This is a genomic window from Ereboglobus luteus, assembly GCF_003096195.1.
Taxonomy (GTDB): Bacteria; Verrucomicrobiota; Verrucomicrobiia; order Opitutales; family Opitutaceae; genus Ereboglobus; species Ereboglobus luteus.
Window position 1 is genome coordinate 105,361 of sequence record NZ_CP023004.1, and the last position, 13,829, is coordinate 119,189.

The following is a 13,829-nucleotide window of genomic DNA, read 5'->3' on the forward strand; positions in this document are numbered from 1 at the left end:
TGGGTTTGGGAAAAATTAATTAACCACGGAGGACACGGAGAGCGCGGAGAAAGGAAGGCATGTTGCCCGAGTTTGAGTCGCTCTGTTTTTTCATCTCTGTGTTACTCCGTGTCCTCCGTGGTTAAAATCTGTTTTTGAAAAATGCTTAGCTTAAAAAGCCGGTGGCGAAGGCCCAGATGAGGACGACGCCGATGAAGAACCAATAGACGTAGGCGTGGATGCTGCCGACGTGCAGCGCGCGCGCGCCGAGGCCGAAGAAACCCGTCAGCCCCGCAAGGCCGCGCACGATCAGTCCGCCAATGAGGAATTGGTCGAGGAAGTTCAGCAAAAGCGCGAAGCGTTGCTGGAGTTTTGTGACGTAGTAGTTGTAAACGCGGTCGGGCGTTTCCTTGAGATGCGTGAGGATGGTGAACACACCCGGGATGCGGTCGCGCAGCGTGTCGGTCGACGCCGATTTGTAGAACGCCAGCGCCGCGCCAGCGCCGATGAGCATGACGGCGATGCTGGTGATGAGGATGATGGTGTGGGCGGTGCCGTGAGCTTGGGGCGCTTGCGAGAGAATGCCGTCAAAGGCACCTCCATATGTGGCAGTGTAACCACCAGCGATGGAAAGCGCGGCAAGGACTATGAGTGGAAGGAGCATCGACGGGCCGTTTTCATGCGCGCGGGAAGATGCCTCGCTGCGAGTGTCACCGAGGAAGGTGATTTTCCACATGCGCACCATGTAGAAAGCGGTAAGGATGGCGGTAAATCCGAGGATGATAAAAACGGGAGTATTTTTTGTCATCGCGAGATAGAGAATCGCATCCTTCGAGAAGAAGCCCGCGAGGAACGGCATGCCAATGATTGCAAATACGCCAATCGTGAAGGTTATGAACGTCACAGGCATTTTTTTGCGAAGCCCTCCCATTTTGAAAATGTCTTGCTCGTGATGGCAGCCCGCGATGACGGAACCTGAACCGAGGAAAAGAAGCGCTTTGAAAAAGGCGTGCGTAGTCAGATGAAACATGGCCGCACCGACACCGGCTGCAATCGGAAGAATGAAGGTAACATCCCGCGAAACAAATCCTCCAGATGCTGCAACTTCTGTTGCCCGCCCGGGAACCATTTGCTCTATCCCGCCCAATCCAAACGCCGCAACCATGTAGCCGAGTTGGGAGAGCGTGGAGTATGCGAGGACTTTTTTGATGTCGCTTTGCGTGATGGCGCAAAGGGCGGCGTAAAGCGCGGTGATGACACCGATCCACATGACGACGTTCAGCGCGGCGGGCACGGCGGCGAAAATCGGTTCGACGCGGCAGAGCATGTAGATACCGGCGGCAACCATCGTCGCGGCGTGGATGAGCGCGGAGACTGGCGTGGGACCTTCCATCGCGTCGGGCAGCCAGACGTGCAGCGGAAATTGTGCCGACTTGCCAACCGCGCCGCAGAAAAGCGCAAGGGGAATGCAGGTGGCAACGGCCGCGCCCCCGGCGATTTTCGCGGACATTTCGGTGAGATTGGTTGTGCCGAAAACGTAATAGCACGCGATGATGCCGAGCAGGAAGCCGAAGTCGCCGACGCGGTTCACGATGAAGGCTTTTTTGGAGGCGTCGGCGGCGGATTGTTTTTCGCGATAGTGGTTGATGAGCAGCCAGGAACTGAATCCGACGAGTTCCCAGAATATGAACATCATGAAAAGATTGTCCGCGAGCACGATGCCCGTCATCGAAAACATGAAGATCGAGAGGCCGCCGAAGTAACGCGCGCGCGCCTTGTCGTCGCGCATGTAGCCGATGGAAAAGATGTGAACGCACAGGCCGACAATCGCGACGATGACGAGCATGAGCGCGGCTAGGTCGTCGAATTTGATTCCCAACGAAAGTGTGAAGTCACCGATGCTCAGCCAGTCGAAGGATGTGTTGACGACGGTTTCGCGCGAACCTCCGAACGCGAGCATGAGCGCGGCGGCGGCATACGCGGCGCAGGCCGTGACGGAGATAATTTGCGCAAGCGTGCCGGAGCGTCGCAGGAAGAGCGCGATGATCGCAGCCGAGGCGAGCGGCACGAGCAGGGTGAGAAGGGCGAGATGTGTGGGAGACATACCGGGAATGAATGAGAATACGGAATGCAGAATGTAGAATACAGGAGTCAGGAGTCAGGAGTCAGGAGTCGGAACTTCGGCTGACGCGTGGTTGATGGAAATTGGGTCATGGCGTTTTGTTGGTGTGATTGTTGTGCGCGGCTTTTTATGTTTTGGAGCTGACTCCTGTATTCTGACTCCTGACTTCTTTTCCTTTAGTTTTTTAACGCGTTGAGTTTGGCGACATCGACGGTGCCGCGGCGGCGGAAGAGGGCGACGACGATGGCGAGGCCGACAGCCACCTCGGCGGCGGCGACGGTGAGGATGAAGAAGACAAACACGTTGCCCTCGATGGTGCCGTTGAAGCGCGAGAAGGCGACGAGCGCGAGCGTCGCGGCGACAAGCATCAGCTCAAGGCACATGTAAATGATGAGCGTGTTCTTGCGCAGGAGCACCCCGAAGAAGCCGATGGCGAAAAGCGTCACGGCAAGCACAAGGTAATGATAAAGGCCGATGGTCATGGTGGAAAAAGGAGTCAGGAGTCAGAATACAGGAGGCAGGAGTCGGAGCTTCGGTTGGCGCGTGGTTGATGAAAATTTAGTCATGGCGTTTTGTTGGTGCGATTGTTGTGTGCGAGGTCTTATGGTTTGTCTCCTGCCTCCTGTATTCTGTCTCCTGGCTCCTTTTCCTCATGCTTTTTGCTGATAACGATGACGCCGAGCATGCCGACGAGGAGGAGGAAACCGACGAGTTGCACGGGGAGCATGTAGGTGGTGAAGAGTTTCGCGCCGTAGATTTTCAGGTCGGTGAAAAACGCGGGGGCTTGGGCGAGCGCGAGCTCGTCGGTCGAAAACTGGCCGCGCGCGAAAAATGAGAACGCGCCGAAGATGAGGAGCGCGCCGGCGATGGAGCTGGCGACTATGGTCATCTTTTTGAACGGGGGGCGTTTTCCGCCGTGCATGTCGAGGAGCATGATGATGAAGAGGAACAGCGCCACGACCGCGCCCGCGTATACGAGGATGAGCAGGAACGCGAGCAGGTGGGCGTCAAGCATCACGAAGAGCACCGAGATGCCGCACAGGCAGACAAAAAAACTGAGCGCGGACGCGACGGCGTTGCGATTGGCGACCAAGCCGATCGCGGCGGCAAGCGTGAGGGCACTAAAGATGTAGAAGAGGATGGCGGGCATGGAGAAAAGAATATGGGAGTCAGAATACGGAATACAGGAGTCAGGAGTCAGGAGTCAGGAGTCGGAACTTCGGCTGACGCGTGGTTGATGGAAATTGGGTCATGGCGTTTTGTTGGTGCGATTGTTGTGCGCGGCTTTTTATGGTTTGAAGCTGACTCCTGTATTCTGACTCCTGGCTCCTTTTAATGCTTTTCAGCGGCGGCTTTCTTCTTGTCCCACTTGAGGTGGGTGTCGGGGAGCGTGCCGCCGAGTTCGTAGAGTTTTTGTTTGTTGTTCACCATTTCGGCGCGGGTGTATCCGCTGGATGAATACACGTTTTGCAGCCAGATGGCCTCCTCGGGGCAGACTTCCTGGCAGAGGCCGCAATAGATGCAGCGGAGCATGTTGATCTCGAATTCCTTCGGGCCTTTCTCAACGTGGGCGTTGGGCGAATCAGCGGGGATTTCGCCGGGTGTGATGCGAATGGCCTTGGGCGGGCAAACGAATTCGCAGAGCTGGCACGAGACGCATTTTTCGCGTCCGTGCGGGTCGCGCACAAGCGTGGGCACGCCGCGGTAGCCGGGCGGGATTTCCGGACGCTCCTCGGGGTAGTTCACCGTGACCGGCTTGGCGACGATGTGCTTCATCGTCGTCTTCATGCCCGACAAGATTTGCGGGATGTATGTGCGCTCGGCGAGCGAGAGCGGTTTGCGTTGGACTTGGATGACGGACATGGGAAATGCGGAATGCGGAGTTCGGAATGCGGAATTGAGTGGACTGATTGGCCTGATCGGGCGGATGAGTCTGATTGGAAATTTTTACGAGTGGCGGCGGTTTTACTTTTGCAGAAGCGCGATGGCGATTATGTAGACCACGAGGTTGGCGATGGACAGCGGGAGGAGGCGCTGCCAGCCGATGCGCATGACTTGGTCGTAGCGGAAGCGCGGGAGCGTCCAGCGCACCCACATGAAGATGAAGATGAAGATGAGCACTTTTGTGACAAAGATGCCAATCGAGAGCAGGCCGACGAAGATCGGGTGCAGGAGCCATTGCCAGTGCAGGAGGTCGTGCAGCCAGTTGACCAAGTCGGCGAGCGGTATCCACGGAAGCGGATTCCAGCCGCCGAGGAAGAGCAGGATGAAGATGCCCGAGCCGACAATCATCTGGCAATACTCGGCGACAAAGAAGAGCGACCATTTGTAGGAGCCGTATTCGGTGTGGTAACCGCCGACGAGATCAGCCTCGGACTCGGGCATGTCGAACGGCTGGCGGTTGGTCTCGGCAAAGATCGTGATGAGGAAGATGAAGGCCGAGACGGGCATGATAAACACAAACCACATGCCGCCCCAAAATCCGGGCTGGCTTTGGAATTCGACCACACGCACGAGGCTGAGCGAGCCGGTGGTGCCGGGCGCGTTGATCCAGAGGAGCACGGGCACGACGGCGAGCGTCATGGAGAGCTCGTAGGAGATGAGTTGCGCGCTGGCGCGAATGGCGCCGAGGAACGGATACTTGGAGTTCGACGCCCAGCCGGCGAGGATGAGCGAATACACGCTGAGCGATGCGAGCGCGAAGACGCCGAGGATGCCGATGTCGACGTTGGCGAGCATCACGGGGAGGATTTGTCCGGCGCTGTCGAGATACGCGCCGAAGGGCACAAACACGATCGTGGAGAGCGCGGGTGTCATGGCCACGATGGGCGCCATGACGAAGTAGAATTTGTTAACGTGACCGGGGGTGATGTCCTCGCGGAAGAGGAGTTTGCCGCCGTCGGCCATGAGGTTGAAGATACCAAAGTATCCGAGGATCGGGCCGATGATCGGAATCCGCGCGAGCAGCCACGGGCGCGCGCGATTGGGGCCGGGGCGGTCCTGCGCCCACGCCGCGACTTTGCGCTCGGCCATCGAGCAGGCGGCGCCAACGGGAAAGAGAAAACAGATCACCGCGATCCCTTGGATGATGTAGCGGACGATGTCTGGCAGGCTGAAATAGAAGTCGATCATTTTGGAAAGAATACAGGAGTCAGGAGTCAGGAGTCAGGAGTCAGGAGTCGGAGCTTCGGCTGACGAGGGTTTGATGTAAATTGGGACATGGTGTTTTGTCGGCGTATGATTGTTGTGCGCGCGTTTTTTGCAGTTTTATGGTCTGGCTTCTGACTCCTGCATTCTGGCTCCTGACTCCTCCTGCCGCTCCGCGGCAGGTTTGTAGTGCAGCCCCTCGGTTTCGGGGAATGCGAGGTGGGCGAAACGGGTGGAGTCGAGGACGCGGCCGGTTTCGGGGATTGTCAGGTAGTCGAGGCCGGCGAGTTCCGGGGTTTCCTCGGAGAGGCGGCTCCAGGCGGCGATGGGGCTGCCGGCAAAATCGTGTCCGCCGAGGTTCACGAGAATATGCGAGAGAACCACGAGGTCGTTGTGGGTGCCGGGATGGCCGGGGATGGCGGCCTTGGAACGTTGCAGGCGGAACTGCTGGTTCACGAAACTGCTGTCTTTCTCGAACACGGTTTGCGTGGGGATGACAACTTTCGCGGCGGCGCTGGTGGCGTTGGCGTGCGTGCCGAGATAGATGATGGAAACTTTTGCGAGCTGCTCGGGCGTGATGCCGGCTTCGGCGAGGTCTTCGTTGATGACGAGGAGCGTCTTGATTTTCCCGGCGTCGATGTCGGCGGCGAGTTGCGTGAGTTGCTGCTTGGGGAGCTCGGTGGCGAGGCCGCAGAGGAGCGCGCCGCGCGTGTTCGGCGTGCGGTCGGCGGAAACGAGAAGCCCGTCGCCCTGGCCGAGATGCGCAGGGACGTGGATCGCGCCGGCGGGAATGGCGAGCTGGTCGGCGATTTTTTTGCAGAGGTATTGCTCGGCCATCGTGCTGCGGGCGGAGGCTACCAAGGCGATGGACTGGCTGCCCGTGTCACTGAGCAACTCGTGCGCGAGCGCGATGAGTTCGGCGAGCGGCGTCTCGGTGGTGATGCGGTTTTCGGCGCGGACTTGTTTGTAGAGGAGGCGTCCGCTGTCGGGCATCCAAGTGTCGTTGACCTCGTCGTTGCGACGCGGGGTAATGCGGTAGATTTGGCCTTCGCGCGACCAGACGACGGTGTTGGCGCCGACGCTCGATTCGGTGTCGATGCTGTTGGTTTGCTTGAGAAACCAGACGCGCATCTTGAAGCGGAAATCGGTCGAGGTGAGCGCGCCGACGGGGCAGATATCGACGGTGTTGAGCGAGTAGTTGTTGGCGAGTTGTTTGCCGGGATAGCAGGTGAGCGTCGAGTGGCTGCCGCGGTCGATGAAGCCGAGCACGTCGTCCTTCGCGATTTCCTTGGTGAAACGGATGCAGCGCGAGCAGAGGATGCAGCGCTCGTCGTCGAGCATGACGCGCGGGCCGAGCTGCGTGTGCTTGGGTTTTACGTTTTTGTCCTCGATGTAGCGCGAGCACCCGCGCCCGTAGGCGATGGCTTGCTCCTGCAAATCGCATTCGCCGGCCTGGTCGCAAATGGGGCAGTCGAGCGGGTGGTTGACGAGGAGGAATTCCGTGACGGATTCGCGCGCCTGGCGCACCGCGGGCGTGGTGGTGCGAATGTGGAGGCCGGGCGTGGCGTTGGTGCCGCAGCCGATTTGGAGCTTGGGCATCCAATTGATTTTTTGCCTGCCGGTGGCGGGGTCGATGACGGGCTGCCGGGTTTCGCGATCGACGGCGGGCACGCCCATTTCGACGAGGCACATGCGGCAATTTCCGACGACGGGGAGTTTCGGGTGGTAGCAATAATGCGGCACGTTGACGCCGAGGAGTCGCGCGGCCTCGACGACGTTTGTGCCGCGCGGAACGGCGATGTCGCGACCGTCGATGTTGACGGTGACGAGGTCGGGGGTGGCGGCGGTGGCTGTTGGTGCGGACATTGGTGGAAGAAAAAAGAATATAGAAAAGAATATAGGAGTCAGGAGTCAGGAGTCAGGAGCCGGACTTCGTTGTTTGAAAAATGACGGGTGAGTTTCATGGGGAGGGTGCTTGGATGGCGTTGGTGTATGCGGTGAGCAAACGGCTGATCTCGGCTAGTTGATGGCTGAGTTCGGTGGTGTCACCGTAGTTCAGGTCGCGCGTCAGGATGAGATAGTAACGACATTCCTCAAGCGAGCCTTGGGCGATGTTGAAGAAGCGGCGTTTGTCCGCCGCGCCTGTTTTTTTGTAGCCCTCGGCAATGTTGGCGGGAATGGAAACCGCGGCGCGCCGCAGCTGGCTGGTCAGCCCGTAGAGTTCGTGTGATGGAAACTTCGCGCTCAGCCGGTAAACTCCAAGCACCCACGCATGCGCCTTTTGCCAGACGATCAAATCCTCAAAAGTGCGCGAGGGAGCCCTCGAGCCCTCGAAGCCGGAGGTTCCCCTCCTGACTCCTGACTCCTGACTCCTGACTCCTTCTTTTGTAATCGTCGTCGGCATTTTTAATTTTCCAATTCAGACTAGCTGCGGCGCGCCGGCGGGGCGCGGTGTTTTCTTTGTTTCGTAATAGTTGCCGAAATCCTCGGGGAATTTTTCAACGTAGCTTTGCGTGGGCCAGGCGCAGGCCTCGCCCATCGCGCAGATCGTGCGGCCGGGGATTTGGTCGGCGACGTTTTTCAACAGCGCGGCGTCCTCGGCGCGGGCGGCGCCGTGAACCATGCGCGCGGTGATGCGCTTCATCCAGAGCGAGCCTTCGCGGCAGGGCGTGCACTGGCCGCAGGATTCGTGCGCGTAGAAGGCGTTTATGTTGGCGAGCGCCTCAACCATGTTGACGGTGTCGTCCATCACAATCACGCCGCCGGAGCCGCCCATCGTGCCGCACGCGGCGAGTGTGTCGAAGTCCATCGGGATGTCCTCGACGGCGAGCGTGCGCGTGGAGCCGTCCTTGTTTTTGAGCGTGAAGGTTTCGCCGAAGCGAAGGATTTTTGACGAGGAGCCGCCGGGAATGACCGCCTTGAACGCGCGGCCGGGACGCGGGCCGCCGCACACGTCGTTAAGGAGCTGGCCGAGCGTGATTTTGCCGCACTCGAATTCGTAGTAACCGGGACGTTGCACGTGGCCGGAGACGCAGTAGATGCGCGTGCCGGTGTTGTTGGGCGTGCCGATTTTTGCGAAGGCCTCGCCGCCCATGTCGATGATGTGTTTTACGTGGCAGATGGTCTCGACGTTGTTGACGATGGTCGGACACTGGTAGAGGCCGAGGACGGCGGGGAAATACGGGGGCTTGATGCGCGGATTGGCGCGCTTGCCTTCGAGCGATTCGATGAGGCCGGTTTCCTCGCCGCAGATGTAGGCGCCGGCGCCGCGGTGCACATAGATTTCGCACGAGTAACCGGTGCCGAGGATATTCGGACCGACGAGGTTTGCGGCGCGCGCCTCGGCGATGGCACGCTCGAGGATGCGCGCGCCCTCGGGCATTTCGCCGCGGATGTAGATGTAGGCTTGCTTCACGTTGTTCGCGAAGCAGGTGATCATCGTGCCCTCGATGAGCTGGTGAGGGTCCTGATGGATGATGTAGCGGTCCTTGAAAGTGCCGGGTTCGGATTCGTCTGCGTTGACGACGAGGTAGATGGGCTTGCCGGACTTGCGGTCGACGAGATTCCACTTCACGCCGGCGGGAAAACCCGCGCCACCGCGTCCGCGAACACCGGATTTCTTGACCTCGTCAATGAGTTCGGCGGGAGGGCGGGCGACGGCCTTGCGGAGGACATCGTAGCCGCCGTTGCGCTGGTAGCACGCGAGGTCGTTGGTGTAACCGGGCTCGTCGATGTGCTTAAAAATGATGCGGCGTTGTTGCATGGGAGAAAAAGAATACAGGAGTCAGGAGCCAGAAGTCAGGAGACGGCACTTCGGATGGCGAAAAGTTAATGGGAGTTTAGACATGGTATTTTGGTGCGCGCGATTGTTCGTGTGCGTTTTCGAAGTCTTATGGTTTGGCTTCCGACTCCTGACTCCTGACTCCTGACTCCTTTTTGATCTCGTTCGCGAGATCAACGGCTTTCTGCTCGTCCACGTTTTCGTGGAGGGTTTCGTTGATCATCACGACGGGGGCGGTGCCGCAACTGGCGAGGCATTCGACAAACTCGATCGTGACCTCGCCGTCGGGCGTGACTTCGTCGAGTTCGACGCCGAATTCTTTTTTGAAGGTGTCGCAAACCTTGTAGCTGCCCATCAGCGCGCAGGAGAGCGTGCGGCAAACCTTGATGTGGCGGCGTCCGACGGGCTTGCGCTTGAACATCGGGTAGAAGGTGACGACCTCGTAAACATTGATCGGCTCGAGCTCCAGCTTGGCGGCAACCCACTCGATGGCTTCGTCGGGGATGTGCCCGATGTCCTCTTGTATGAGGTGCAACAACGGCAGCGTGGCGCTGCGCTTGGCGGCGTAGTGCGTTATGACCTCGTCGATTTGTTTGAGTGTTTCGGGTTTGAGATTCATCAGAAAATACAAATTGGGTTAACCACGGAGGACACGGAGAAGCACGGAGGAAAAATCTTTTTAACCGCAGATGGACACAGATAAACGCGACTGGAATTTACGCCGTTTTGCCGGACTGAAAATCTATGTTTATCTGTGTTCATCTGCGGTTGGTTATCTCCGTGTTTCTCCGTGGGCTCCGTGGTTGAAATGTTTTTATTTACCGGTCGCAGTCGCCCATGACGAAGTCGAGCGAGCCGAGGATGGCGACGATGTCGGTCATCATCACTCCCTTGCAGAGTTTGGGTAAAATCGAGAGCGTGCAGAACGAGGGGCTGCGGATTTTCATGCGCCACGGGACGCCGCCGCCCTTGCTCACGATGTAGAAACCGAGCGCGCCCTTGGGATTTTCCGCCTCGAAATACGCCTCGCCCGGAGGAATCTGCGGACCGGTGGTCGTGATCATGAAGTTGTTGATCAACTCCTCCATTTTTGTGAGCACCTTGTCCTTGGGCGGCGCGAAAATGCGGCGCGCCTCCTCGGTGTCGTCCGCATACCAGGGGCCGTCGGGCATGTTTTTGATAATCTGGCGGACGATGCGCACGGACTGGCGCATTTCCTCGCCGCGGCAAAGATAGCGGTCGTAACAATCGCCAACGGTGCCGGTGGGCACGTCGAACTCGTATTGCTCGTAGCCGCTGTAAGGTTTGTCCTTGCGCAGGTCGAAGCCGATGCCGGAGCCGCGCAAGTTCGGCCCGGTGAGCCCGTAGGCAAGCGCGTCCTCCTTTGAAATGACGGCGACGCCGACTGTGCGGTCCATGAAGATTTTGTTGCGCGTGAGCATCGCGAGCATCTCCTCAAGGCGCGGGAGAAACTGGTCGCAAAAATCGCTGACACGCCCGAGCCAGCCTTCGGGCAGATCGCGGGTGACGCCGCCGATACGCGTGTAGCTGGTGGTCAGGCGCGCGCCGGTCAACTCCTCGAAAAGCGTGTAGAGCTTTTCGCGCTCGGTGAACTGGTAGAGGAAGGGCGTCCACGCGCCGGTATCCATCGCAAACGACCCGTAGCCGAGCAGGTGCGACGATATGCGGGCGAGCTCGGCGACGAGCACGCGAATCGCGGCGCAACGCGGCGGAACCTTCAAGCCGGCGAGTTTTTCGACGGCGAGGACGTAGGCGACATTGTTGGCGAGCGGGGCGAGGTAATCGAGCCGGTCCGTGTAAGGCACGAACTGGTTGTAGGTCATGTTCTCGGCGATTTTTTCGTCGCCGCGGTGCAAGTAGCCGATGACCGGCTCGCAATGGGAAACATCGTCGCCGTCGAGTTCGAGCTGGAGCCGGAGCACGCCGTGCGTCGATGGATGCGAGGGCCCCATCGAAAGGGACATTTTCTCGGTGTCAAAAATGGGCGCGTCGTCGGGCAAGTGCCCCGCGGCGACAGCGGCGGCGCTGGCGTTCTTGGCGGCGTTGTCCTGAAAAGTGTATTCGGTGGCCATGTCGTGGGGAAAAATTCTGAAGTTCTAAAAGCCTGAAGGCTGAAATTTTCGGAGCTTCGGTTGTGTTGGATTTTTAAGTGGCTTGGCGCGGTTGGATTGGTGCTGGTTTTCTGGCCTCTGGCTTTCTGGCTTCTGGTATTCTATTTGTTTCAGCCTTCAGCCTTTCAGATTTTCAGGCTTTGGATTCTCCTCGCTCCAGCTTTGGTCCTTTGCGCGCGGCTCGGACTCGGCGAGGTTGAGGTTTCCGGTGGAGGCGACAAACGGGCCGCCGGCCATCGGGGCGGCAACAAGCCGGGCTTTCGTTTCGGCCTCGACCTCCGGATCGGGCAGCTCGTCGTCCATGCCGGCGAGCGGAAATTCCTTGCGCAACGGATGGTGCGGATAGCCGTCCCACATGAGGATGCGGCGCAAATCGGGATGGCCGGTGAAAACGATGCCGAACATGTCGAACGTCTCGCGCTCGTGCCAGTTCGCGGCGGGCCAGATGCCCGCGACGCTGGGCATTTCCGGCTCGGTGTCGCTCGCGCAATCGGCCGCGACACGCAGGCACACGCCGGGATTAATCGTAACCGAAAGCAAATGCCACACGACGGTGAAGCGCGGCGACGAGCCCTCCGCCCAATCAACCGCCGTCAAATCCGAAAGCATTTCGTAACCGTGCTCGTCGCGCAGATACGTGAGAATCGCCACCGCGGCGTCGGCGGGCACGTTCACCGCGGGATGGTCGGCGGAGGCGCGCGGCGTGATCTTCTCCGCGCTTTGCGGAAATTTCTCGCGCAAAGTGGCGACGATCCCGGAAGTCGCGGTAGTGTTTGTTTCGGAAATTGCGTCGGACATTTTTTGAAAATTATTTCTGAATCCTTGGTCTCTTATCTGGCCTCTGGCATTCTGGCTTTCTGGTTCTCCGGCCTCTGAACCTCACCCCTTGTATTCCTCCTTGAAGAGCATCTTGGCGGAAGGCTCGCGGCGGATTTTTTCCTGCATCTTGATAAGCGCGTCGAGAATCGCCTCCGGACGCGGCGGGCAGCCGCTGATGTAAACATCGACGGGCAAAATCCGGTCCACGCCCTGCATGGTCGCGTAGCTGCGATACATGCCGCCGGTGCTTGCGCACGCGCCCATGGCGATCACCCATTTCGGCGACGCCATCTGGTCATAAATGCGGCGGATGTGCGGGGCCATCTTGTAAGTCACCGTGCCGGCCACGATCATGCAGTCCGACTGGCGCGGCGAAAACCGCATCACCTCGGCGCCGAAACGCGCAATGTCGAAGCGCGCCCCGCCCGCCCCCATGAGTTCGATGCCGCAGCAAGCGAGCCCCATCGGCATGGGCCAGATTGAGTTCGAGCGGATCCAATTGATCACCGCATCAAGGCGCGTGACGACGATGTCGCCCTCGATCGCCGAGTTGTAAGTCGCTTCTTTGTTTGCAGTAACCATCGTAGTAAAAATGACAATTTTCAGCCGGAAGCGGCAAACGTAATGCCGCCCCCACCTCATGCAAGGCCTTTTATGCCGCGTGCCGCGTTTGGGGCGTAATTCAAAATAAATTCAGATTGCCCCAAAAAAAGCCCCAAAACCGCCCGGCTCACAAAACGCCTCTCCCCGAAAACTTGCGTCCCGAAAACTTTCTTCTTCACGCCGCCGTGTTGAGCGTGTCTTATTTGCGGCTTTCAGTTTTGCGGCACTGGCGCCGCTCCCGCCTCACTCCAACCGATGACACGTTTTTTCATTTCACGACTCCTGCAGACGCTGCTCGCGTTGTTTGTCATCGTCACTGCGACATTTTTCATGTCGCGCTTCGCGCCGGGCGGGCCGTTCACCGCGGAAAAATCCACCACGCCCGAAATCGAGGCCAACATCAAGGCCTACTACAATCTCGATAAGCCGCTCTGGTGGCAGTATCGCAAATACATGTGGGATGTGATGCCGAAAACCTTCCGCCCCACCCTGCTCTTTTCGGAGCAAGGCGGCATCGACCTCAAGGCCGGCCTCGGCATGGATTTCGGCCCCTCCTACAAATACGCCAATCGCACCGTCAACGAGATCATCGCCGAAAAACTCCCCGTTTCCATCCAGCTCGGCATGCCCGCGCTCATCATCGCGCTCGGCATCGGCATCACGCTCGGCGTGCTTGCCGCGCTCAAGCGCAACACTTGGGTCGATTACGCGGCGTCCACGTTCGGCATGGTCGGCCTCGCCATTCCGACATTCGTCGTGGGGCCGATTTTTGTGCTCATTTTCGCGCTGCAACTGCACTGGTTCAACGCATCGGGCTGGTATACTGTTCAGGATCGCGTGCTGCCGTGCTTCGTGCTCGGCCTCGCCTACGCCGCGCCCATCGTGCGGCTCACTCGCGGCGGAATGCTCGAGGTGCTCAACCAGGATTTCATCCGCACCGCGCGCGCCAAGGGCGCGTCGGAGGCGCGCGTTGTTTTCCGCCACGCGCTGCGCGGCGGCCTGCTGCCCGTCGTGTCCTACCTCGGCCCCGCCGTGGCAAACATCCTCACGGGCTCGTTTGTCATCGAAACGATTTTCCAAATCCCGGGGCTCGGACGCGAGTTTGTGAACGGCGCGTTCAACCGCGACTACTTCATGATCCTCGGCACGGTGATCCTCTACGCCACGCTCATCATGACGCTCAACCTCCTCGTCGACATCGCACAGGCGTGGATGAACCCGAAAGTGCGACTGGAAAACTAAACCG

At 59.2% G+C, this 13,829-nt stretch carries 13 protein-coding genes; 1 reads left to right on the plus strand and 12 read right to left on the minus strand.

Annotation, left to right across the window (positions count from 1 at the left end; translation table 11 throughout):
- Positions 1–145: 145 nt before the first annotated feature.
- From CKA38_RS00450 to nuoB, 12 genes are all read right to left on the minus strand, one after another.
- Positions 146–2,083 carry an NADH-quinone oxidoreductase subunit 5 family protein gene (locus tag CKA38_RS00450; protein ID WP_108823738.1) on the minus strand — a complete coding sequence of 646 codons (1,938 nt, stop codon included), beginning with the start codon at positions 2,081–2,083 and terminating at the stop codon, positions 146–148.
- A 194-nt stretch (positions 2,084–2,277) separates the two neighbouring features.
- Complete coding sequence (gene nuoK / locus CKA38_RS00455; RefSeq protein ID WP_108823739.1) at positions 2,278–2,583, minus strand: NADH-quinone oxidoreductase subunit NuoK; 306 nt, start codon at positions 2,581–2,583, stop codon at positions 2,278–2,280.
- Between the two features lie 119 nt (positions 2,584–2,702).
- Positions 2,703–3,251: an NADH-quinone oxidoreductase subunit J family protein gene (locus CKA38_RS00460; protein WP_108823740.1), complete on the minus strand. Its 549-nt coding sequence runs from the start codon at positions 3,249–3,251 to the stop codon at positions 2,703–2,705.
- A gap of 182 nt (positions 3,252–3,433) precedes the next feature.
- Positions 3,434–3,964, minus strand: coding sequence for a NuoI/complex I 23 kDa subunit family protein (locus CKA38_RS00465; RefSeq protein WP_108823741.1), 531 nt, complete (start codon positions 3,962–3,964; stop codon positions 3,434–3,436).
- A gap of 102 nt (positions 3,965–4,066) precedes the next feature.
- Positions 4,067–5,233 (minus strand): complex I subunit 1/NuoH family protein, encoded by a 1,167-nt coding sequence (locus CKA38_RS00470; RefSeq protein WP_236919077.1) that lies wholly within the window; start codon positions 5,231–5,233, stop codon positions 4,067–4,069.
- 135 nt (positions 5,234–5,368) lie between these two features.
- A complete protein-coding gene (locus CKA38_RS00475; RefSeq protein WP_108823743.1) occupies positions 5,369–7,114 on the minus strand; it encodes an NADH-quinone oxidoreductase subunit G in 1,746 nt (581 codons plus the stop codon).
- Positions 7,115–7,208: 94 nt separating this feature from the next.
- Positions 7,209–7,652, minus strand: a complete 444-nt coding sequence (locus tag CKA38_RS00480) for a four helix bundle protein (RefSeq protein WP_108823744.1) — start codon at positions 7,650–7,652, stop codon at positions 7,209–7,211.
- Positions 7,653–7,667: 15 nt separating this feature from the next.
- A complete protein-coding gene (nuoF, locus tag CKA38_RS00485) occupies positions 7,668–9,011 on the minus strand; it encodes an NADH-quinone oxidoreductase subunit NuoF (RefSeq protein ID WP_108823745.1) in 1,344 nt (447 codons plus the stop codon).
- A gap of 127 nt (positions 9,012–9,138) precedes the next feature.
- Positions 9,139–9,648 (minus strand): NADH-quinone oxidoreductase subunit NuoE family protein, encoded by a 510-nt coding sequence (locus CKA38_RS00490; protein WP_108823746.1) that lies wholly within the window; start codon positions 9,646–9,648, stop codon positions 9,139–9,141.
- A gap of 199 nt (positions 9,649–9,847) precedes the next feature.
- Entirely contained in the window at positions 9,848–11,122 is a 1,275-nt protein-coding gene (gene nuoD / locus CKA38_RS00495; RefSeq protein WP_108823747.1) for an NADH dehydrogenase (quinone) subunit D, read from the minus strand.
- Between the two features lie 156 nt (positions 11,123–11,278).
- Complete coding sequence (locus CKA38_RS00500) at positions 11,279–11,959, minus strand: NADH-quinone oxidoreductase subunit C (protein WP_108823748.1); 681 nt, start codon at positions 11,957–11,959, stop codon at positions 11,279–11,281.
- Between the two features lie 81 nt (positions 11,960–12,040).
- A complete protein-coding gene (gene nuoB, locus CKA38_RS00505; RefSeq protein WP_108823749.1) occupies positions 12,041–12,562 on the minus strand; it encodes an NADH-quinone oxidoreductase subunit NuoB in 522 nt (173 codons plus the stop codon).
- Positions 12,563–12,838: 276 nt separating this feature from the next.
- Between nuoB and CKA38_RS00510 the strand changes: the two genes are divergently transcribed.
- Positions 12,839–13,825 (plus strand): ABC transporter permease, encoded by a 987-nt coding sequence (locus CKA38_RS00510; protein WP_108823750.1) that lies wholly within the window; start codon positions 12,839–12,841, stop codon positions 13,823–13,825.
- Positions 13,826–13,829 lie beyond the last annotated feature (4 nt).

Excerpts from the sequence above, each read along its gene's own strand:
- CKA38_RS00450 (WP_108823738.1), bottom strand. The coding sequence starts at position 2,083 with ATGTCTCCCACACATCTCGCCCTTCTCACCCTGCTCGTGCCGCTCGCC.
- nuoK (WP_108823739.1), bottom strand. The coding sequence starts at position 2,583 with ATGACCATCGGCCTTTATCATTACCTTGTGCTTGCCGTGACGCTTTTC.
- CKA38_RS00460 (WP_108823740.1), bottom strand. The coding sequence starts at position 3,251 with ATGCCCGCCATCCTCTTCTACATCTTTAGTGCCCTCACGCTTGCCGCC.
- CKA38_RS00465 (WP_108823741.1), bottom strand. The coding sequence starts at position 3,964 with ATGTCCGTCATCCAAGTCCAACGCAAACCGCTCTCGCTCGCCGAGCGC.
- CKA38_RS00470 (WP_236919077.1), bottom strand. The coding sequence starts at position 5,233 with ATGATCGACTTCTATTTCAGCCTGCCAGACATCGTCCGCTACATCATC.
- CKA38_RS00475 (WP_108823743.1), bottom strand. The coding sequence starts at position 7,114 with ATGTCCGCACCAACAGCCACCGCCGCCACCCCCGACCTCGTCACCGTC.
- CKA38_RS00480 (WP_108823744.1), bottom strand. The coding sequence starts at position 7,652 with ATGCCGACGACGATTACAAAAGAAGGAGTCAGGAGTCAGGAGTCAGGA.
- nuoF (WP_108823745.1), bottom strand. The coding sequence starts at position 9,011 with ATGCAACAACGCCGCATCATTTTTAAGCACATCGACGAGCCCGGTTAC.
- CKA38_RS00490 (WP_108823746.1), bottom strand. The coding sequence starts at position 9,648 with ATGAATCTCAAACCCGAAACACTCAAACAAATCGACGAGGTCATAACG.
- nuoD (WP_108823747.1), bottom strand. The coding sequence starts at position 11,122 with ATGGCCACCGAATACACTTTTCAGGACAACGCCGCCAAGAACGCCAGC.
- CKA38_RS00500 (WP_108823748.1), bottom strand. The coding sequence starts at position 11,959 with ATGTCCGACGCAATTTCCGAAACAAACACTACCGCGACTTCCGGGATC.
- nuoB (WP_108823749.1), bottom strand. The coding sequence starts at position 12,562 with ATGGTTACTGCAAACAAAGAAGCGACTTACAACTCGGCGATCGAGGGC.
- CKA38_RS00510 (WP_108823750.1), top strand. The coding sequence starts at position 12,839 with ATGACACGTTTTTTCATTTCACGACTCCTGCAGACGCTGCTCGCGTTG.